Raw genomic sequence first — 19,292 nt, 5'->3', positions numbered from 1 at the left:
TGACACTACCGACTGTAGTGCCACCGACAGGCGATGATCTCGATATTCTGCTGGTCGCCTGATCCGGAGACGCGATAGATCAGGCGGTGCTCCAGCGTGATCCTTCGGGACCAGCAGCCCTTCAGCTTTCCGACCAGCGGCTCGGGTTTACCTAGTCCGACGAAGGGGGAGCGGCTCGCATCCTTGATGAGCGCGTTCAACCGCTCGAGGACGGCGCGGTCGTTGGCCACCCAATACTGATAGTCTTCCCAGGCGGTCGGAGCGAAGATGATGTTCAATCTTCGACCAAGTCGTGATGTTCACCCTTGCCGGCATCAAGTTCCGCGATCGACCGCAGCAGATGGTCCGCGTTCGCAGGCGAGCTCAGGAGGTGCATCGTCTCCTGGATCGCCTCCCACTCCGAAAGCGCCATGACCACCACCGGCTCATGGTTCTGCCGAGTGACGATCAATTCCGTCCGATCGGCTTCCACGCGGTCGAAATGCGAAGCCATATTGGCCCGCAGTTCGGAAAAGCTGACGTGAGGCATCACCGGCTCCTAGTACAAGTCTATGTACAGATACGCCCGGCCAGCGAGGGCCGCAAGCGCGTCCGGATCACGCCGCCTCGACGACGAAGTCCACGTGGATCGCGTCATAGGAGAACTCGACGCCGGCCTCGCTGCGGTCGAGCACGCCGGCCGTGACGAGGGCGGTGACGTCGCCGTACACGGCCTTCACGTCGCGGCCGACGCGCCGGGCGACCTCGCGGATCGACAGCGGGCCCTGCCCGGTCATCGCCTTGAGGATCTCCCAGCGCTTCTCCGTCAGCGTCCGCCACAGAAGTTCCGGCGTCGCGAAGCTAATGTGGTGGCCCTGCGGCACGCCGGCGAAGGCGGCTTTCAATCTCCTGGTGATGTCTTCCCGCGTCGAGACGGAAAACGTTACCGTCCGTGCTTCATCAGCCATTGGTCCACCTCCTGCCAGAAATCGGCGATCAGTATGTCGATGTCGCGGAACATGTATGCCTCCTCGATCCGGCCGAGATGGCGATGGTCACCCTTGCCCGCCTCATTGTCGTATCGCAGGACGCAAACGTCGTCCGCCCCGAGGGCGAGCGAGTACTTGAACGCGTGTAGCGATCCGCGGACGACTCGCGGTACGCGCCAGACCTTCAGGTCGGTAAAGACTCCGGCCGCCAATTCCTGCCGCTCGAGAAGGAGTAGCTCCGCCTTCATCGACTGACATGAAGCCGCACGCGGTCGGCGTTGTCAACAGCTCCAACACTCCCGCGGGGCCCTCTCCGCCTCAGCCGCCGTAGCGCCTCTTCCACTCCGCCTCGATGCGCGTCATCCAGGAGGCGTCGGGCTCCGGCAAGACGGGGCCGAGCTGTGACGGGGGCAGGGTCGCGACGCCGCGGTCGAGGGCGGCGAAGGCCTTCCGGTCCGTCTCCGGCAGCTTGTCCATCGAAAGCACGGTCGGATCGCCCCAGTACTGCGGGTTCTCCTTGCGCAGCTGCGCCTGCGGCGAGAGCAGGAAGTTCGCGACCACCATCGCGCCGGCCTTGGCCGACGAATTGTAGGGGATCGCGACGAAATGCGTGTTGCCGAGCGTCCCTGCCGGGAACACGAAGGATCGTACCGTATCCGGCAGTTCGCCCGCCGCGATCGCCGAGGACGCCTCGGCGGGGTTGAAGGCGAAGATGATGTCGAGCTCGCCGTCGGCGAGGAGCTGCTTCATCGCCGGATAGTTCTGCGGATAGTCGCGCCCCTGCCGCCACAGCGCCGGCCGGATCGCGTCGAGCCACGCCCAGAGAGGCGCCGTCGCCGCCTCGAAGTTTGCGTCGGTCGCGGGCTTCTGGAGAATCGCGGGATCTGGCGTCGTGTCGATCAGGATCTGCTTCAGGAAGCTCGAGCCCATGAAATCCGGCGGCGCCGGATAGGAGAAGCGGCCGGGATGCGCCTTGGCATAGGTCAGCAGCTCGTCCGCCGTCTTTGGCATGCCCGAGACGGGGCCGGAGCGCGCGGTGTCCTCGAAGAAGACCAGCTTCGCTCCGCCCCAGGGGCTCTCCTGCCCCTTCGTCGGAACGGTGAAGTCGGTGGTGATCGTCGGGTTCGCGGTGTCGACATAGCGCCAGTTCGGCAGCTTCGTCGCAAAGCCCGGCGCGAGCAGGCCCTGACGCTGCATGGCGACGAAGTTCTCGCCATTGATCCAGATGAGATCGACCGAGCCGCCCTTGTCCTTGCCGGCCGTCTTCTCCGCCACGACCCTCGCGACGGCGTCGGCGGTGTCGGCGAGCTTGACCTGCTTCAGGGTGACGCCGTAGCGCTGCTGCACCTCGCCGGCGGCCCAGGCGATATAGTCGTTGATGTTCTGCGAGCCGCCCCAGGCGTCGAAATAGACCGTCTCGCCCTTCGCCGCCTTCAGGATCGCGGGCCAGTCGGCCGGATCGGGATCGGCGGCCGCGGCAGGCAGAGGCTGCGCCGCCATCACCGCGAGCGCGAGGGCGACTGCAGCCGCGATGCGCCGCAGCGGGCGTGACGCGATTTGTAGAGTGTGTGCATCCACTTTCGGCGCTTCCCTTCCAGATCAAGGCAGTGTTGGCTGACTGTTCGTGCTAAAGGCAAGAAACGCGACTCCCGAAGACCTGCCGATGACCGCAACGTGATCGCGGCCGCAGGCGCCCTTCGATGCGGATGAAGAAAGATCAAGACCATGTCCGACGCTCCTCGTGACGAACGCAAGACGCTGGTGCTGACGGGTGCCTCGCGCGGCATCGGCCACGCGACGGTGAAGCGCTTCTCGCGCGAAGGCTGGCGGGTGATCACCTGCTCGCGCCAGGACTTTTCCGACGACTGCCCCTGGCCCGCCGGCCCGGAGGACCACATCCGCGTGGACCTGTCGGACCAGGAGGACGTCGGCTATGCCGTCTCCGAAATCCGCCGGCGGCTGGAGGCGAACGGCTCGGAGCTGCACGCTCTCGTCAACAATGCCGGCATCTCGCCGAAGGGCGAGGCCGGCGCGCGGCTGGATTCGATCCGCACGCCCATGCATGTCTGGCGCGACGTCTTTCAGGTGAACTTCTTCGCCCCGATCATCCTCGCCCGCGGCCTGTTCAAGGAGCTGGCAAAGGCCAAGGGCTCGATCGTGAACGTCACCTCGATCGCGGGCGGGCGCGTCCATCCCTTCGCCGGCACGGCTTATGCGACGTCGAAGGCGGCGCTGAACTCGCTGACGCGCGAGATGGCGCACGATTTCGGCCCGGCCGGCATCCGCGTCAACGCCATCGCGCCGGGCGAGATCGAGACGGCGATCCTGTCGCCCGGCACCGAGAACATGATCGAGGACATCCCGCTGCGCCGGCTCGGCCAGACGGCGGAGGTGGCGGACGTGATCTTCTTCCTGTGCTCGAACCAGTCGTCCTATGTGAACGGCGCCGAGCTTCACATCAATGGCGGCCAGCACGTCTGACGCCGTCATCGGCAGCCGAGGGTCTCCGAGCCGGATCAGCCTGCGCCGATCTCGTCGATCTTCCCGTCGAGGTCGGCGCGCAGGAGCGCGGTGAGAAGCCGCGGATAGTCGGCCCGCTCGACCAGCTTCGCCAGCGCCTCGGCATCCTCGCCGAGACGGAGCGCCTGCGCCGCCCTTAGAGCCCGCTTATCCGCGAAGGGATAGAGCTCGTCCCAGACGACCTGCACCTCGCGGAAGAATATGTCGACGCCGACGTCGCCGATGCCCTTGAAGGCCTTCAGGCGTCGTCGTTCTTCTGCCGGATCGCGCCCTGCCGCCTCGCGCAGCTTCCTGAGATCGCCGCCATAGTCGGCGAGGCAATGGTCGGCCATGTCCTGCAGGAAGCGCGAGGTCTTCTCGTCGAAGCGTGCATAGCCGTTGCGGTTGAGGATGATCACCCGCTCCTTCCACGTCGCCTCGGCCATGTGGTCGGCCGTCGTCAGCCCGGCGTCCTTCAACGCCTTGGCGGCGCGCAGCGCCTGGTCGGCGGAGATGCGGGCGGAGAAGAGGTTGGCGGCCACCAGCCAGAGGAACAGCGGCATCGGCGTATTCTTCGAAAGATCGAGGCCCATCTCGCCGGCAAAGGTCTGTGGCGTGCGCTCCAGAAGCCGCCGGACGATCTCCTTCTCCCGTTCACCAGCCATGGCTCAGAGCCGCGGCGGCGGGTTGTTCCGCGCGTCGAGCGCCGAGAACAGAAGCCCGAAGCCGGAGGTCAGGAAGGAGATGCCGAGGAACAGGCCGACGGCCCAGACGGCGGTGCCCGGCAGGCCGAAGATCAGATAGGCGGCGAGCACGATATCGACGACGCCGGAGATCACGATCAGCCAGAAGCGGCCGGTGGAAGCGCGCAGGGCGCTGGCGATCGACAGGTTGAAGATGCCGGACAGGAGGAAGAAGGCCGCGAGCGCCCAGGTCAGGGTGACGGCGCCGGCGAGCGGGTCGTAGATGATGACCGCGCCGAGGACGACGGCGAGGATCGCGAGCAGGATCGAGGAGAAGAAGCCCGGCGCGCCGTTCGCCCGGAAGGCCGAGATCGCGCCGACGATGCCGCCGAAGATCAACAGCCAGCCGAAGAACAGCGTCGAGGCGAGCGTCGCGACGAAGGGCGCGAGGATCGCGAGGATCCCGACGACGATCATCAGCCCGCCCTGGAAGGCATAGGACTTCCAGTGATCGTGCAGGTGCCGCTGCACCTTGCGCTGCATCTCCCGTGTCGCGGCCACGTCCACCTTGTCCGGGTCGATCGTCATCGTCGCTCTCCGTCGCTAGCGCCTGATCGCTCTCAGGATCAACTAACGGACAAATGTGACGCGACGACCGGCGGTTCCGCCGGAGGACGGATAATCGCCGCCCGCGCCGTCAGGCGTGGCGGCTGAGGCTGCGAGTCGTGTCCAGCAGCTTGTCGACCACCGCCTCCAGATTGGTCCGGGCGATGTCGTCGGTGAGATGCCCCTGCTCGTCGAAGCCGCTCGCCGCATTCGGCACGCTGCACTGCTGGGTGATGACGTCGGCGCCGAGCGAGCGCATGACGATGCGCACGGTCTCCAGCGCCCGCATGCCGCCGAAGCGGCCGGGCGATGCGGAGGCGAGCCCGACGACCAGCCCCTTGAACGGCTGGATCGGCCGCCCCTGGACCTTGCGCACGCGGCTCGTCCAGTCGATCGCGTTCTTCAGGAGCGGCGGGATCGAGTTGTTGTATTCCGGGCTGACGATCAGCAGGCCGTCCTGGGACGCGATCCGCTGGGCGAGGAGCACCGCGTTCTGCGGCACGCCGCCGTCGGTCTCGAGGTCGCCGTCGTAGATCGGCAGCGGGTAGTCCGAAAGGTCGAGCCGCGTCACCACGGCGTCGGTCAGCGACAGCATGCGCATCGCCTCGGCGGCGAGCCGGCGATTGTGCGATCCGGCGCGGATCGAGCCCGGCAGAACGAGGATGTTGGCGCTCAAGAAGGGTGTGCCTCGCTGGCGTCGGCGACCTCGCCGTCTGCACCGCCCGCAGCCGCGCTCTCCTGCGAGTAGATCCAGACCCGGGCGGGCGGAATGTTGTTCCACACGCGCGGCGAGGAGGAGACGGTGAAGACGCCCGGCACCGGCCGCACCGGCGGCGTCAGCATGTAGGACAGCTGGGTGAGGTTGCCGCCCGGCCGCAGCCGGCGGAAATAGTCGGTGAAGAGAGTCTGGCGCCACTCCTGCGGAAAGCTGACGATCGGAATGGCGAAGAGGATGGCGGCGAACTTCTGCGTCTCGGCGGAGCTCCCCAGCGTCTTGTCGAGGTCGAAGCCGTCGCCGTGGATGACGTTCACCTTCGGGAAGCGCCGCTGCAGCTTTCGCGCGAACTCTTCCTCATATTCGATCGAGGTGATGCGCTCGGGCGCGACACCCTTTTCCAGGAGCGCGCGCGTGACGACGCCGAGACCCGGGCCGAGCTCGAGGATCGGCCCGTCGAGATCGGTCGTGGCGTTGTTGACCATCATCTCGCAGTAGCTGCGGCTCGACGGCGCGACGGCGCCCATCTTGATCGGGTGCCGCGCCCATGTCGCCAGGAAGGGCAGCCAGTCGCCGCCGCCCGTGTCGCCGATCTTCGCCTCGCTCTTCATCGCCATGTTCTGGAACTCGTCGCTCTTTGCGGAAGGACTGAAGGACTGCCGCTCACGCGGCGCGATAGACCAGCACGCGGGCCGGCGGAAGGTTGCGCTTGATCCATGGACTGGTTTCCAGGCGGGCGGCGACGCGCTCCGGCTTCACCGGCAGGGTCAGCGCATACGAAAACTGGATGAAGGGCGCACCCGGCACGATGCGTTCGAGCGAGCCGCCGACGATCTGCTCGCGCTTCTCGTCCGGCTTGGTGAACAGCGGCAGGCTGGAGACGACCGCTTCCAGCCGTCTGCCGTGGAGGTGGCTGCCGAAGGCGGTGCCGGGATCGTAGGCGTCGCCCTGGATCACATGCGCCTTCGGAAAACGGGCCCGCAGAAGGACGCAGAACTCACGGCTGTATTCGACGAGAACCAGTGCGCTCTCCGGCACGCCCCGTTCGATCAGGCACTGCGTCACGACACCGGTGCCGGGGCCGAGTTCCAGAACCCGCGAATCCGCGTCGAAGCTGCGAGGGTCCGGCACGTAGCCCGCCATGCGTCGGCCGAGACACCGGGAGGACGGCGAGACCGCCCCCATGATCAGCGGGCGCTGCAGCCAGCCCTTGAAGAAGCGCGCCTCGTCGCTGACCTTGAGGCGCGGCCGGGGGGGCTTGCGTGGCCGCGGCTGCGGGATGTCCAGCACTCGTTGACCTCCGTCCCTCGGAAGCGATTCGGCTAACCGCGTCGTGATGCCCGCGCGATGTAACGCTTTCACGACGGCGGTGCGCCGTCCGCCCAACATGGAGCGCGTCAGCTTTCGCTCAAGCCTTCGAAGAATTCCTTCATCCGCGCGAAGAAGCCGTTCGACTGCGGCGAGTTGTCGGTCGAGGAGATCTGCTCGAACTCCTCCAGGAGCTCCCGCTGACGGCGCGACAGGTTCTGCGGCGTCTCCACCGAGACCTGGATGAAGAGGTCGCCGGACTGGGCGGCGCGCATCACCGGCATGCCCTTGCCGCGCAGGCGGAACTGTTTGCCGGCCTGCGTCCCCTCCGGCACCTTCACGCGGCTGGTATTGCCGTCGAGCGTGGTGACGTCGAAATGTCCGCCGAGCGCCGCCGTGACCATCGAGACCGGCACCTTGCAGAACAGGTCGGCCCCGTCGCGCTGGAAGAACTCGTGCGGCTTGATCGACAGGAAGATGTAGAGGTCGCCCGCCGGGCCGCCGCGCAGGCCCGCCTCGCCCTCGCCGGCGAGCCGGATGCGCGTGCCGTCCTCGATGCCGGCGGGGATGTTGACCGAGAGCGTGCGCTCCTCGGGCAGCCGGCCGTCGCCGCCGCACTTGCCGCACGGATCGGAGATCACCTGGCCGCGCCCCTCGCAGGCCGGACAGGTCCGCTCGATCGAGAAGAACCCTTGCGCCGCCCGCACGCGGCCGACGCCGCCGCAGGTCGGGCAGGTCTTCGGGCTGGTGCCGGGGGCAGCGCCGCTGCCCGAACATTCGTCGCACTGGATCGTGGTGGGAACGCCGATCTCCGCCGTCTTGCCGGCGAAGGCCTCCTCCAGCGAGATCTCCATGTTGTAGCGCAGATCCGAGCCGCGCTCGCGCCCAGACCCGCCGGTCTGGCGCCCGCGGGCCCGGCCGCCCATCATCTCGCCGAAGATGTCGTCGAAGATGTCCGCCATCGAGGAAGCGAAGTCGCCGCGGAAGCCGCCCGCCGCACCGCCGCCGTTCTGGAACGCCGCATGGCCGAAGCGGTCGTAGGCGGCCCGCTTCTGCGGGTCCTTCAGGACCTCGTAGGCCTCGCCGAGTTCCTTGAACTTCACCTCCGCCTGCGCGTCGCCGGGATTGCGATCCGGGTGATACTGCATGGCGAGCTTGCGAAACGCGCTTTTCAGCCCCTTCTCGTCGACCTCGCGGGACACGCCGAGCATCTCGTAGTAATCGGCCTTCATTCACGCTTCCATGATTTCTGTGACGGGCGAACATCGAAAGGCGCGGACGCCGGCGTCAGCCTCCGCACCTGTCAAGTAACATGCCTCTCACTTAGGAACGGCTGGCGCGAGATACCATAGGGGGATGGGCGACGCAAAACCGGCCGCGCCGCGTCGCTTCGCTCTTCAAGCCGGCGCCACCGACACCGCCTCCGGCTGTCTCCCCCGTCGCGACGGCCCTGCCACAAGCCGGGCGAGCGGCGGCTCGAGATAGCGCGCCGACAGCAGGGCGGCCGCGATCGAGGCAATCATCGGCAGCGTCCAATAGACGTAGAAGCCGACGAGGTTCATCGGCCCGACGATGCGGTCCCAGAGGACAGTCAGGAAAAAGAACTCCATCACCGGGTGCCAGATATAGATCCCGAACGAGACCCGGGCGAGCGGCATCAGCGGCTCCAGGAAGGCGGTCGAATCGGGAGCCTCCGTCTCCGCCAGCGCGGTGGTGGTCAAGGCGGCAGCCAGAAGCGAAAAGACGAGCGGATAGGACAGTCGCAGCAGCATGGCGGCCACGGCCGCGACGATGAGCACGACGCCCGGCCAGTGCGAATTCAGCCGGACGAGGCGGCGCCGCACGACTTCGGCCAGGAAGCCGCCGATCATGAAATCCGCGAACGCGCGATAGGCTCCCATGGAATCGGCCGTCGTCCAATGGCCGGACGGGAAGACGCCCCACCAGGAGGCGAGTTCCAGCGCCCCGATCCAGACGGCGAGAACAAGCAGCAACCCGCGCAGCCCCCACCGCCGCAGCGACAGGACGACGACCGGAAACAGCGCATAGGAGAAGAACTCGGCGCTGATCGACCAGGACACGTAGTTCAGCGCCAGTCCGTCGGTCGTCCCGAGCGCGTGCAGGACGAGAAGATGCGCCGGCAAGGCTTCGAGGTCGTGGCGCCAGCCGTAATGGGGCGCGCCGATCAGCATCGCGAAGACGGCGACCGCGGCGAAGAACAGGGTGATCAGCACATGCAGCGGATAGAGGCGCGCGACGCGTCTCCGCAGAAAGGTGCCATAGCTCGAGAAGGACGTGAGCTTTTCGGCGTAGCGCGTGGTGATGAGATAGCCCGAGATCATGAAGAACATGTCGAGCAGCGGCAGGAGTCGATGCAGAAAATCCGCGCCTGCCTGAGCCCCGTAAGGTGCCGAATAGACGAAATGGTAGGCCATGATCAGCAGCGCGGCAAGAAAGCGCCAACAGTCGAAAATGCGGTAGTGCATGACTCGCTCGCAGGATCTGCCGTTTAACTTCGGACGGGTACCAAGGCGGTCCTCGAACAGAAGCGCCGATGCGACGGGAATGCAAGCGAAGGTTTGATCTATCCTTAAACTTCCGGGGTGCCGTGGGGTCGTTCAACACCCGTTTGCCCTCGGCCGGGCCCTGGACATCAGAGCCGGCATGCTCCACCGGATGCCGCGCGGGCCCGCAGCAGCCTCGGCGCCCTCGCCGGCGCCAAGGCCGGCGAAGATGCGTGCGGCAGGGTTACGCCGCCCGCGCGACCACCGGCCGCTGCGGCCGCGCCTCGCCGGTGCCGACGTCGAAGCGCTGGATCAGACGTCCGAGTTCGGCCGCCTCGCTGCGCAGCGCCTGCGTCGCCGCGTTCGCTTCCTCGATCATCGCCGCGTTCTGCTGGGTCACCTGGTCCATCTGGCCGACGGCCCCGTTGATCTCCTTCAGGCCGATCGCCTGGTCGCGCGCGCCGTTCGCGATCGCCTTGACCTGGCCGTCGATCTCCATGACCTGGCTGGCGATCCGCTGCAGCGCCTCGCCGGCCTTGCCGACATGGTCGACGCCCTGCTCAACCTCGCCGGCGGAGGTCGCGATCAGGCCCTTGATCTCCTTGGCGGCGCCGGCAGAGCGCTGGGCCAGCTCGCGGACCTCCTGGGCGACCACCGCAAAGCCCTTGCCGGCCTCGCCCGCCCGCGCCGCCTCGACGCCGGCGTTCAGCGCGAGCAGGTTGGTCTGGAAGGCGATCTCGTCGATGACGCCGATGATCGTCTCGATCTGCTGCGAGGATCCGGCGATGGCATGCATCGCCTGGATCGCCTGCCGGACGACCGCGTCGGTCCGTTCGGCGTCGCTGCGCGCGGATCCGACCGTCGTCGCGGCCGCCTGGGCGAATTCGGCGCTCTTGTTGACGCGGCCGGTGATCTCGTCGAGCGCGGCGGCCGCCTCCTCGACGCTCGCGGCCTGGCTCTCGATCCGGCGGGTCATGTTGTCGGTCGCCGTGCCGATCTCCTGCGCACCGGTGTCGATGCTGGTCACCGCTCCCGCAACGGCCGCGATCGTCGCGCGCAGCTGCCGGACGGCGGTCTCGTAGTCCTCCTTCAGCTGGCGATACGGGCCGTCGAACCGGCCTTCCAGGCCGTGCGCGAGATCGCCCTCGGCGAGGCGCGCGAGGCCGGCGCCAAGCGAAGCGACGATGCGGGCCTGCTCGGCCGCCGAGGCCTGCCGCTCGGCTTCGCCTTCCTGGCGGACCCGCTCGGCCTTCTGCCGCTCGACATCGGCCGCGACTTCCGCGGCGATGCCGCTCTTCAGCTGATGGCGGAAGCCCTCCAGCGCATGCGCCAGCGTGCCGATCTCATCGGCCTGTTCGCGCCCGTCCACCTCGCGGTCGTAATCGCCCTGCTTCAGAGCCTCGACCGAGGCAAGCAGCCTGGCGAGCGGCCGGGTGACGACGCCGCGCACCGACAGCATGAGCACGATCAGCACGCCGGCCAGCACGATGCCGCCGCCGATCAGGAGCTTGACCACCGCCGCCTCGACCGGCGCGGTGAAGGTGGCGGCGGGAACGTCGACCAGCACCGCCCAGCTGGAATTGAGACCCGGCAGGGGAAAGGGATAGACGACGCGCTCGAAGGCGCCCTGGTCGATCCCGGAGACGATCTGCGGTTCGCCATCGGACAGCGCCTTGGTGACGCTATCGGCGCCGGCGCCCTCGTAGGGTTTGGTCAGCAAGGCATTGTCCGGGTTGACCAGCCATTTGCCGCTGCCGGAGACGAGCATCACCCGGCCGCCGTCGAAAGGCGACAGGCCGCCGAGCATCTTCGACAGTTCGCCGAGGCTGAAGTCGACGCCGGCGACGCCGATCGTCTTGCCGCTGTCGACGAGGGGAAAGGCCGCCGACGCCATCAGCACCTTCACGGCGGATGCCATGTAGGGCTCGGTCACCGCGCCCTTGCCGGTGGTCGCGGCCATCTTGTACCAGGGCGCGTCATAATCGGCCTTGAAGGTCGAGAAGGTCACGTCGCCGGTCTTCGATTTCGTCCAGTAGGGGGTGAAGATCCCGTCGTCGTTGGCGCCCGGCGCCCCCTTCATCGAGAAGCCGTCATAGGCCCCCTTCGCCTCGGCCATCCAGGCGCCGAAGACGGTGTCGTTGCGCAGGGCGACCGACTGCAGCATGGCGATCACCGCCTGGCGGCTGCGCTCGCCGGCCTCGTGGCCGGCCGCGATAATGCCGGCCATGGTCTTGCCGGCCGCGGCTGCCTGGCCGATCTGCGAGCCGATCTGACTGGCGACGTCGCGCGCCTCGTCCTTCGCCTGCTGATAGACCCGCTGCTCGGCGTCGGTCTTCGTCTGCCACACGGAATAGCCGACCGCGCCGAGCACGATGAAGCCGACGGTCCCGCCGGCCAGAAGAAGGAGCTTGGTCGAAAGGGAACGCAGGGTCATGTCGGGCCACCTCAAGCGATACCGCGCCGCGATGATTGAGGCCTCACAACTACGACAGGCAGTCCTTCCGAAGGATTAAGGCAAGTTCGATTCAAAGGCGGCAGCTGCCGTTGAGGCGCGGCGAGACTTCCGCAACGAAAAAGGCCCCGGCGATCGCCCGCCGGGGCCTTTGCATTGGGCAGAGCGCGTATCGGCGATCAGGCCGACTTCTTGCGGTCCTGCTCGTCGTCGACTTCCTCGAAGTCGGCGTCGACCACATCGTCCTTGGCCTCAGAGGAGGCCTCGGCACCACCCTCGGCCTCGGCGCCTTCATTCGCCTGCGCCGCCTCGTACATGGCCTGGCCGAGCTTCATCGAGGCTTCCGCGAGCTTCTCGCTCTTGGCCTTTATGGCGTCGGCATCGGCCTCCTCCTTCTCGAGTTCGGCCTTGAGGTCGTCGATCGCCGCGCGGATCGCGCCGCGGTCGGCCTCGGAGACCTTGTCGCCGTAATCGGCCAGCGACTTCTCGGCGGAGTGGACGAGGCTCTCGGCCTGGTTCTTCGCCTCGACGGCCGCACGACGCTTCTTGTCGGCGTCGGCATTCGCCTCGGCGTCCTTCACCATCTTCTCGATGTCGGCGTCGGACAGACCACCGGAGGCCTGGATGGTGATCCGCTGCTCCTTGTTGGTGCCCTTGTCCTTGGCCGAGACATTGACGATGCCGTTGGCGTCGATGTCGAAGGTCACCTCAATCTGCGGGACGCCGCGCGGTGCCGGCGGCAGGCCTTCGAGGTTGAAGCGGCCGAGCAGCTTGTTGTCGGCCGCCATCTCGCGCTCACCCTGGAAGACCTGGATGGTCACGGCGTTCTGGTTGTCCTCGGCGGTCGAGAAGACCTGGGACTTCTTCGTCGGGATGGTCGTGTTGCGGTCGATCAGCCGGGTGAACACGCCGCCCAGCGTCTCGATGCCGAGCGACAGCGGCGTCACGTCGAGGAGCAGCACGTCCTTGACGTCGCCCTGCAGCACGCCGGCCTGGATCGCGGCGCCCATGGCGACGACCTCATCCGGGTTGACGCCCTTGTGCGGCTCCTTGCCGAACAGGTTCTTCACGACTTCCTGCACCTTCGGCATGCGGGTCATGCCGCCGACGAGCACGACCTCGTCGATGTCGGAAGCCGACAGGCCCGCGTCCTTGAGCGCCGCCTTGCACGGATCGACGGTGCGCTGCACGAGGTCGTCGACGAGGCTCTCGAACTTCGAGCGCGTCAGCTTCATCGTCAGGTGCTTCGGACCGGACTGGTCGGCGGTGATGAAGGGCAGGTTGATCTCGGTCTGCGAAGCGGACGAGAGCTCGATCTTGGCCTTCTCCGCCGCTTCCTTCAGGCGCTGCAGGGCGAGCTTGTCCTTCTTCAGGTCGATGCCCTGGTCCTTCTTGAACTCCGCCGCGAAGTAGTCGACGAGCCGCATGTCGAAGTCTTCACCGCCGAGGAAGGTGTCGCCATTGGTCGACTTCACCTCGAAGACGCCGTCGCCGATCTCGAGGACCGACACGTCGAAGGTGCCGCCGCCGAGGTCGTAGACCGCGATCGTCTTGCCGTCGTTCTTCTCGAGCCCGTAGGCGAGAGCGGCGGCGGTCGGCTCGTTGATGATGCGCAGCACCTCGAGGCCGGCGATCTTGCCGGCGTCCTTGGTGGCCTGGCGCTGGGCGTCGTTGAAGTAGGCGGGAACGGTGATGACGGCCTTCTCGACCTTCTCGCCGAGATAGGACTCCGCCGTCTCCTTCATCTTCTGCAGGATCATCGCCGAGATCTGCGAGGGCGAGTACTTGTCGCCGGACGCCTCGACCCAGGCATCGCCATTGTCGGCGCGCACGATCGAGTACGGGACGAGGCCCTTGTCCTTGGCGACCGTCGGATCGTCGTAGCGGCGGCCGATCAGGCGCTTCACCGCGAACAGCGTATTCTGGGGATTGGTGACCGCCTGGCGCTTGGCCGGCTGGCCGACGAGGCGCTCGCCGTCATCCGTGAAGGCGACCATCGACGGCGTCGTGCGCGCGCCTTCGGCGTTCTCGATCACCTTCGCATTCTTGCCGTCCATGACGGCCACGCAGGAATTGGTTGTGCCAAGGTCGATACCGATCACCTTCGCCATCTGCATTCTCCTTTTCAAGCGAGCCGCCCTGGACCCTCGACGAGGCATTCCGAGATGGGCAGCCCCCGACATGGTTGGAATGGCGCCGGGCCGATTCCGACCCGAAATGGCCGGCGCCCCGGTGCTGCCGGCTATATATGAAGCGGCTTTTCCACCTGCAAGACAGTCGCTCGCGCTTTGGTGAGCAACGCTTTTCCCGAGCGGCCGGCGAAACCGTTAGCCGTCCATGGGAAGGGAACCGCATGCCGCAAGGGCGACTTCCCTATCCATCACGCCTCCAGCGACCCTCGCCGGAGGCCCCCCAAGCTGACGGCTCGAGGGAGCAGCCAATCCATGAACAGCATCATCTATCTCATCGGACTGATCGTCGTCGTACTCGCGATCCTGTCCTTTCTGGGACTGAGCTAGGGAGACGCGACATGACATCCGACACGAACCGGTCACCGGCGTCCGACAAGGCCCGAGACGACCTTTCCAAGACCTCCGACCGCCTGGGACAGGAAGCGGGATCGGCCCGGCATGAGGCGAAGGCTGCCGCCGATTCGGCGCGGCACCAGGCCGAAAACCTCGCCGGCACCGCCAAGGAGCGCGCCTATGAAGGCGCCGACCAGGGCAAGGAGACCGTCGCCGGCAGCCTCGACGACTTCGCCGCCGCGATCGGCAAGGCCGCCGACGAACTCGGCGAGCGCGACCAGTCGATGGCTGCTTCGCTGGTGCGCGAGATGGCGACCGGGCTCGGCGATGCTTCCCGCTCGATCCACGGCCGGAGCGTCGACGAGATCGTCCGCTCGGTGGCGGGTTTCGCCCGCAGCCGGCCGACCACCTTCCTCGTCGGCGCGGCGCTCGCGGGCGTCGCCCTCGGCCGCTTCGCGCGCGCCTCGGGCGAGCACGAACACGGGGGCTACGCCGGGAGCGGCGCATCTCGCCAGCCGCATCGCCCCGACCGGGCTCCGGCTGCCCCGCGCGACTATGCGCGCAGCTATGCCGCGCAGCCGCGTCCGTCCGAGGCCGCCTATCCGCGCGACCGCGAGCCGGTGACGGCCCGGCCGCAGCCGGTTGCGACCCCGAGCACGACCGTCGGCAGCAAGCCGGCAACCACCCCTTCCACGACCACGCCGAGCGGAGGAAACCATGGCCGCTGAGCCCCACGACACCCGCTCCGTCCCGGACCTTCTGATCGACCTTCTGAAGGAGACGCGCGAGCTGATCTCGACCGAAGGCCAGCTGGTGCGCGCCGAGATCTCCGACAAGATCCGCCAGGTCGAGATGGGCGGCGGCTCCATCGCCGCCGGTGCCATCTGCCTTCTCGTCTCGCTGATCACGCTGGCTGCGGCGCTCGTCGCGGCGATCGCACAGATCGGCGACATGGGCGCCGGCTGGGCCGCGCTGATCGTCGGCGTCGTCCTGGCGGCGATCGGCGCCGCGCTTCTCGCCAAGGGACGCAGCGACCTCAGACCCGACAACCTCATGCCCAACCGCACCGCCCATGAGCTGCGCGAGGACTCCCGGCTGGTGAAGGAGCAGACCCGATGAGCACAGACACCGAACGCCTCGCCAACGAGGCCGAAACGCACCGCTCGCATCTGGATTCCACCCTCGACGAACTGCGCGGCAAGCTGTCCGTCGGCCAGATCGTCGACGAGCTGTCGGGCTATGTCCGCGAAGGCCAGGGCGCCGAGATGGTGCAGAACTTCGGCCGGCAGGTGCGGGACAATCCGCTGGCTCTCGGCCTCGTCGGCGCCGGCATCGCCTGGCTGTTCGCCGGCTCCGGCGTCAGGGCGCAGGGCGACCGCCTGCGGCACGAATGGGAGGACCGGCGCTACGACCGCTTCGGCGAAGCGTTCCCGCCCGGCTCCGAGCATCGCGGCATGCCCCGCGGCGCCTATCCCGGCGACGACAGGGCCTACCGCGCCGCAGGCTCCCCGTCCGACTATCAGGAGGACATGGCGCGCGACTTCGGTCCGGCGGCCGGGGCGGGCAGTTCCGCCCGCTCCTCCTGGAGCTCGTCGGGTTCGGGCTCCAGCGGCGGATCCGGCGGTCCCGGCCTCGGCGACCGTGCACGGTCGGCGGCCTCCAGCGCGGGATCCGGCCTGTCCTCGGCGGGATCGAGCATCTCGGGCGCCGCGTCGTCCGCCGGTCACAGCGCCTCGGGCGCCGCATCGAGCGTCGGCGACGCGGCGAGCCGCGCCGGCCATTCCGCCAGCGATGCCGCGAGCCGGGCCGGCCATGCGACGGCCGATGCCGCCGGAAGGGCCGGACACCGGGTCTCTGACGCCGCGCATGCGGCGAGCGATTCGATGCGCCGCGCCTCGCATGACGCCTCCGCCGCCGCCTGGCGCGGCGGGCGCTACGCCGCCGACGGCGCGAGGCACGTTGGCGACGACGTCTACCGCATGGGCCGGCGCGCCGGCCGCGGCCTGCTGGACGCCCTGCAGGACGAGCCGCTGGTCTTCGGCGCGATCGCCGTCGCCGTCGGCGCGGCGATCGGCGCGGCCTTGCCCTCCACCCGCCGCGAGGACGAATGGATGGGCGAGACGCGTGACCATCTGCGCGACCGGGCCTGGGAAGAGGGCCGCGACGCCCTGCACAAGGCCGAGCATGTCGCCGAGACCGCCTACCAGGCGGGCAGCGACGAAGCCGAGGCCAAGGGGCTGAAGCCGAAGCCCGGCGAAGGCGAGACGCTGGCCGAAAAGGCTGCGGACGTCGGCAAGGCCGCCACCGACGCGGCGAAGTCGGAAGCGAAGAAGGAAGGGCTCGCCTGAGGAGCCCGGTCGGCCGCCGGGCTTTCGGCGGAATGACCGGCGCCTCGCGGCGGCCGATGACAGCGAAGGCCCGGCGTCTTTCGACCGCCGGGCCTTTCCGTGTCCGAGCTCTGCCGGTCCTGGCCCTTGCGGGCCGTCGCCCGGACCGGCCTCAGAAGCCGCCGAAGATCCGGCGGAACAGCGACCGGTCGCTCTCGCGGCCGCCATCCGCCCGGCCTTCGACCGTCACGCCCGGCGGCGGCTCGCGATCATAGACGTTGCCGCCTCCCGGGCTGCGCGGCGGCCCCTCGCCGGCCTGGCTGTAGTAGCCGCTGTTGTTGGAATCGTAGAAGCCGCCGTCGTCATAGCCGTTGTTGATGTCCGAGCTGTCGGCGGTCAGCGGCTGCTGCGGCTGCCCGATATGGTAGTCGCCCGGCAGCGGCGTCGGCGTCAGCCCCTTCATCGCGACCGTCATGAACTTGTGCCAGACATCGGCCGGCAGCGAGCCGCCGGTCACGCGCTTCATCTTGGCGCCGTTGTCGTTGCCGAGCCAGACGCCGGTGGTGAGAGCGGCGGTCGACCCGACGAACCAGGCATCCTTGAAGTCCTGCGTCGTGCCGGTCTTGCCGGCCACCTGCCAGCCGTCCAGCCTTGCGCGCCGGCCGGTGCCGGAATTGACGACATTGGTCATCATGGCGTTCATCATGCCGACGACATCGGGGGACAGCACGACCGGCGGAACCTCCGCGCCGCGCTCCCACAGCACCTTGCCGCTCGTCGTCGTCACCTTGTTGATGAGGTGGGGCGTCGCGAGATAGCCGCCGTTCGCGAAGGTCGAATAGGCGCCGGTGATATCCTCCAGCGAGACTTCCGAGGTTCCGAGCGCGATCGAGGCGTTGTCGGCGAGCGGCGACTTGATCCCGAGGCGCTTGGCCATGTCGATGACCGCCGGCGGCCCGACCGCGTCGGCGAGCTTGGCCGCGACCGTGTTCAGCGAATGCGTCAGGGCGTAGTTGAGGGTCACCGGGCCGCGATAGTCGCGCTCGTAGTTCTCCGGCGTCCAGTTGCCGATCTTCACCGGGCCGTCGATCATCACGGATTCCGGGCGGTAACCCTTCTCCATGGCCGCCGCATAGACGAACGGCTTGAAGGCGGAGCCCGGCTGGCGCCGCGCGTCGACCGCGCGGTCGTACTGGCTCTGGGCATAGTCGCGCCCGCCGACCAGCGCCCTTATCGATCCCGTCCCGTCGACGGCGACGAGCGCGCCCTGGCTGACATTCTGCTTCGAGCCGTCGATCGTCTGGCGCAGCACCTTTTCGGCGGTCTTCTCCAGCGGCAGGTCGAGCGTCGTCTCGACCACCACGTCCTGCTTCACGTCGCCGATCAGGCCCTTGAGGTCCCGCATCACGAGATCGGCCGAGTAGTGCTCGGCGCCCGTCCAGTAGCTCTTGGCGTCGGTCGGCTTCTGGGCCTTGGCGTTGTCGTACTGGCTCTTGGTGATCATGCCCTCGTCGAGCATGGCGGCCAGCACCACCTCGGAGCGTGCCTTGGCGGCTTCCGGATCACGCGCCGGCGACAGGCGCGAGGGCGCCTTCAGGAGGCCGGCCAGCGTCGCCGCCTGGGCAAGCGTCACGTCCTTCGCCGATTCGTTGAAATAGCGCCGCGCCGCAGCCTGCACGCCGGTCGCTCCCGAGCCGAAATAGACCCGGTTGAGATACATCTCGAGGATCTGGTCCTTGGTGAACTTGTGCTCCAGCCAGAGCGCCAGCACCGCCTCCTGGACCTTGCGCTCGAGCGTCTGCTCGGGATCGAGGAAGACGTTCTTGGCGAGCTGCTGGGTCAGCGTCGAGCCGCCCTCGACCGTTTCGCCGGCCGACATGTTCTTGACGAACGCCCGCAGGATGCCGATCGGGTCGACGCCCCAGTGGTCGTAGAAGCGCCGGTCCTCGATGGCGATGACCGCCTCCGGGATGTAGGGGCTCATCTCGTCGAGCGAGACCGCCTCGCCGCCGGTGACGCCGCGATTGGCGATGAGATCGCCATGGACGTCGACGATCTTCACGTTCGGCGGGCGGTCGGGAATCTTCCACGATTCCGACGGCAGCTTCATGGCGAAATAGCCGACCATGGCGGCCGTCGCGAGGCCGCCCCACAGGCCGAGGCCGACGAACAGGCGGAAGAGATGGCCGATGAAGCTGCGCTTGCGCCGCCGGCCATTGCCGCCGTCGCCGCCCGAGCCGCCGGACCTGCGGCCGCGGCGGCCGCTTGCCGCGCTCGATGATTTGGCCTTGCCGCGGGACGTCTTGGTGTTGGCCTTCTTGCGGCGCGCATCGTTGGCGGCCGTCGGTACGGCACGGTCGTCCGCGCTGATGCGCAGGCCGTCGTCTTCCTCGCGTGGACCATCGAAGCTCGGTTCGATGCGCTCGCGCCGTCTCGCCGCCATTCAATGCCTTCCGTTCGCCGATCGGCGAGGCTTCCCGCATCCGCGATGCGGGGCCTACCCCAAACTTCCCCTCGTCCTGTCGAAGCGGACGGACGGCGCGGTTCCCCTCGAACGCGCCGGGCGGGCGGTCGCCGCCGGACGGCGCGCGCCGTCCGCATCAGATACCCTTCTAAATGCGGCGATTTAACGGGGCCTTAAGGATCGGCCCTCGGCGGAAAGGCGACCGCCGCCGGATCGAGGGCGCCGAACGGCGGATCGTCGC

19 protein-coding genes are annotated in these 19,292 nt (G+C 68.0%); 4 read left to right on the top strand and 15 right to left on the bottom strand.

The features are described 5' to 3' along the window. Positions 1-5 precede the first annotated feature (5 nt). From AB5S17_RS08350 to AB5S17_RS08330, 5 genes are all read right to left on the bottom strand, one after another. The gene (locus tag AB5S17_RS08350) at positions 6-278 is read right to left on the bottom strand and encodes a Txe/YoeB family addiction module toxin (protein WP_369238112.1); all 273 of its coding nucleotides are present in this window, start codon (positions 276-278) and stop codon (positions 6-8) included. Beyond that, positions 275-529 (bottom strand): type II toxin-antitoxin system Phd/YefM family antitoxin, encoded by a 255-nt coding sequence (locus AB5S17_RS08345; protein ID WP_369238110.1) that lies wholly within the window; start codon positions 527-529, stop codon positions 275-277. Before AB5S17_RS08345 ends, AB5S17_RS08350 begins: the two co-directional genes overlap by 4 nt. Before the next feature lie 67 nt (positions 530-596). Continuing rightward, the gene (locus AB5S17_RS08340; RefSeq protein WP_369238108.1) at positions 597-947 is read right to left on the bottom strand and encodes a transcriptional regulator; all 351 of its coding nucleotides are present in this window, start codon (positions 945-947) and stop codon (positions 597-599) included. After that, on the bottom strand, positions 923-1,216 hold the full coding sequence (locus tag AB5S17_RS08335) for a DUF6516 family protein (RefSeq protein WP_369238106.1): 294 nt from the start codon (positions 1,214-1,216) through the stop codon (positions 923-925). Before AB5S17_RS08335 ends, AB5S17_RS08340 begins: the two co-directional genes overlap by 25 nt. Before the next feature lie 70 nt (positions 1,217-1,286). Further along, positions 1,287-2,471 (bottom strand): ABC transporter substrate-binding protein, encoded by a 1,185-nt coding sequence (locus AB5S17_RS08330; RefSeq protein WP_369238348.1) that lies wholly within the window; start codon positions 2,469-2,471, stop codon positions 1,287-1,289. Positions 2,472-2,693: 222 nt separating this feature from the next. Between AB5S17_RS08330 and AB5S17_RS08325 the strand changes: the two genes are divergently transcribed. After that, positions 2,694-3,449, top strand: coding sequence for an SDR family NAD(P)-dependent oxidoreductase (locus tag AB5S17_RS08325; RefSeq protein WP_369238104.1), 756 nt, complete (start codon positions 2,694-2,696; stop codon positions 3,447-3,449). A gap of 35 nt (positions 3,450-3,484) precedes the next feature. Here the strand turns inward: AB5S17_RS08325 and AB5S17_RS08320 are convergent, their stop codons facing one another. The 9 genes from AB5S17_RS08320 to dnaK all read right to left on the bottom strand — a co-directional run bounded on the left by AB5S17_RS08320 (position 3,485) and on the right by dnaK (position 13,846). Next, positions 3,485-4,132, bottom strand: coding sequence for a hypothetical protein (locus AB5S17_RS08320; RefSeq protein ID WP_369238102.1), 648 nt, complete (start codon positions 4,130-4,132; stop codon positions 3,485-3,487). 3 nt (positions 4,133-4,135) lie between these two features. After that, positions 4,136-4,738, bottom strand: a complete 603-nt coding sequence (locus AB5S17_RS08315) for an HdeD family acid-resistance protein (RefSeq protein WP_369238100.1) — start codon at positions 4,736-4,738, stop codon at positions 4,136-4,138. 109 nt (positions 4,739-4,847) lie between these two features. Then, positions 4,848-5,432 (bottom strand): NADPH-dependent FMN reductase, encoded by a 585-nt coding sequence (locus AB5S17_RS08310; RefSeq protein WP_369238098.1) that lies wholly within the window; start codon positions 5,430-5,432, stop codon positions 4,848-4,850. Further along, entirely contained in the window at positions 5,429-6,088 is a 660-nt protein-coding gene (locus AB5S17_RS08305; RefSeq protein WP_369238096.1) for a class I SAM-dependent methyltransferase, read from the bottom strand. Before AB5S17_RS08305 ends, AB5S17_RS08310 begins: the two co-directional genes overlap by 4 nt. A gap of 46 nt (positions 6,089-6,134) precedes the next feature. After that, a complete protein-coding gene (locus AB5S17_RS08300) occupies positions 6,135-6,761 on the bottom strand; it encodes a class I SAM-dependent methyltransferase (RefSeq protein WP_369238094.1) in 627 nt (208 codons plus the stop codon). 107 nt (positions 6,762-6,868) lie between these two features. Then, complete coding sequence (dnaJ, locus tag AB5S17_RS08295) at positions 6,869-8,011, bottom strand: molecular chaperone DnaJ (RefSeq protein WP_369238092.1); 1,143 nt, start codon at positions 8,009-8,011, stop codon at positions 6,869-6,871. 165 nt (positions 8,012-8,176) lie between these two features. Further along, complete coding sequence (locus AB5S17_RS08290; protein ID WP_369238090.1) at positions 8,177-9,265, bottom strand: acyltransferase family protein; 1,089 nt, start codon at positions 9,263-9,265, stop codon at positions 8,177-8,179. Positions 9,266-9,527: 262 nt separating this feature from the next. Next, the gene (locus tag AB5S17_RS08285) at positions 9,528-11,717 is read right to left on the bottom strand and encodes a methyl-accepting chemotaxis protein (RefSeq protein ID WP_369238088.1); all 2,190 of its coding nucleotides are present in this window, start codon (positions 11,715-11,717) and stop codon (positions 9,528-9,530) included. 197 nt (positions 11,718-11,914) lie between these two features. Then, positions 11,915-13,846 carry a molecular chaperone DnaK gene (dnaK, locus tag AB5S17_RS08280; RefSeq protein WP_369238086.1) on the bottom strand — a complete coding sequence of 644 codons (1,932 nt, stop codon included), beginning with the start codon at positions 13,844-13,846 and terminating at the stop codon, positions 11,915-11,917. Between the two features lie 419 nt (positions 13,847-14,265). Between dnaK and AB5S17_RS08275 the strand changes: the two genes are divergently transcribed. The 3 genes from AB5S17_RS08275 to AB5S17_RS08265 are packed head-to-tail and all read left to right on the top strand — an operon-like array spanning position 14,266 to position 16,608. Then, positions 14,266-14,988, top strand: coding sequence for a hypothetical protein (locus AB5S17_RS08275; protein WP_369238084.1), 723 nt, complete (start codon positions 14,266-14,268; stop codon positions 14,986-14,988). Continuing rightward, positions 14,978-15,379 (top strand): phage holin family protein, encoded by a 402-nt coding sequence (locus AB5S17_RS08270; protein WP_369238082.1) that lies wholly within the window; start codon positions 14,978-14,980, stop codon positions 15,377-15,379. Before AB5S17_RS08275 ends, AB5S17_RS08270 begins: the two co-directional genes overlap by 11 nt. Further along, the gene (locus AB5S17_RS08265; RefSeq protein WP_369238080.1) at positions 15,376-16,608 is read left to right on the top strand and encodes a DUF3618 domain-containing protein; all 1,233 of its coding nucleotides are present in this window, start codon (positions 15,376-15,378) and stop codon (positions 16,606-16,608) included. Before AB5S17_RS08270 ends, AB5S17_RS08265 begins: the two co-directional genes overlap by 4 nt. A 151-nt stretch (positions 16,609-16,759) precedes the next feature. Here the strand turns inward: AB5S17_RS08265 and AB5S17_RS08260 are convergent, their stop codons facing one another. After that, positions 16,760-19,030, bottom strand: a complete 2,271-nt coding sequence (locus AB5S17_RS08260) for a transglycosylase domain-containing protein (protein WP_369238078.1) — start codon at positions 19,028-19,030, stop codon at positions 16,760-16,762. Positions 19,031-19,292 lie beyond the last annotated feature (262 nt).

The organism is Jiella sp. M17.18, from assembly GCF_041027365.1.
In the GTDB taxonomy this organism is placed as follows: domain Bacteria; phylum Pseudomonadota; class Alphaproteobacteria; order Rhizobiales; family Rhizobiaceae; genus VKMB-3413.
Note: the sequence above shows the minus strand (reverse complement) of the source record. Positions and strands in the feature narration are given on the sequence as shown.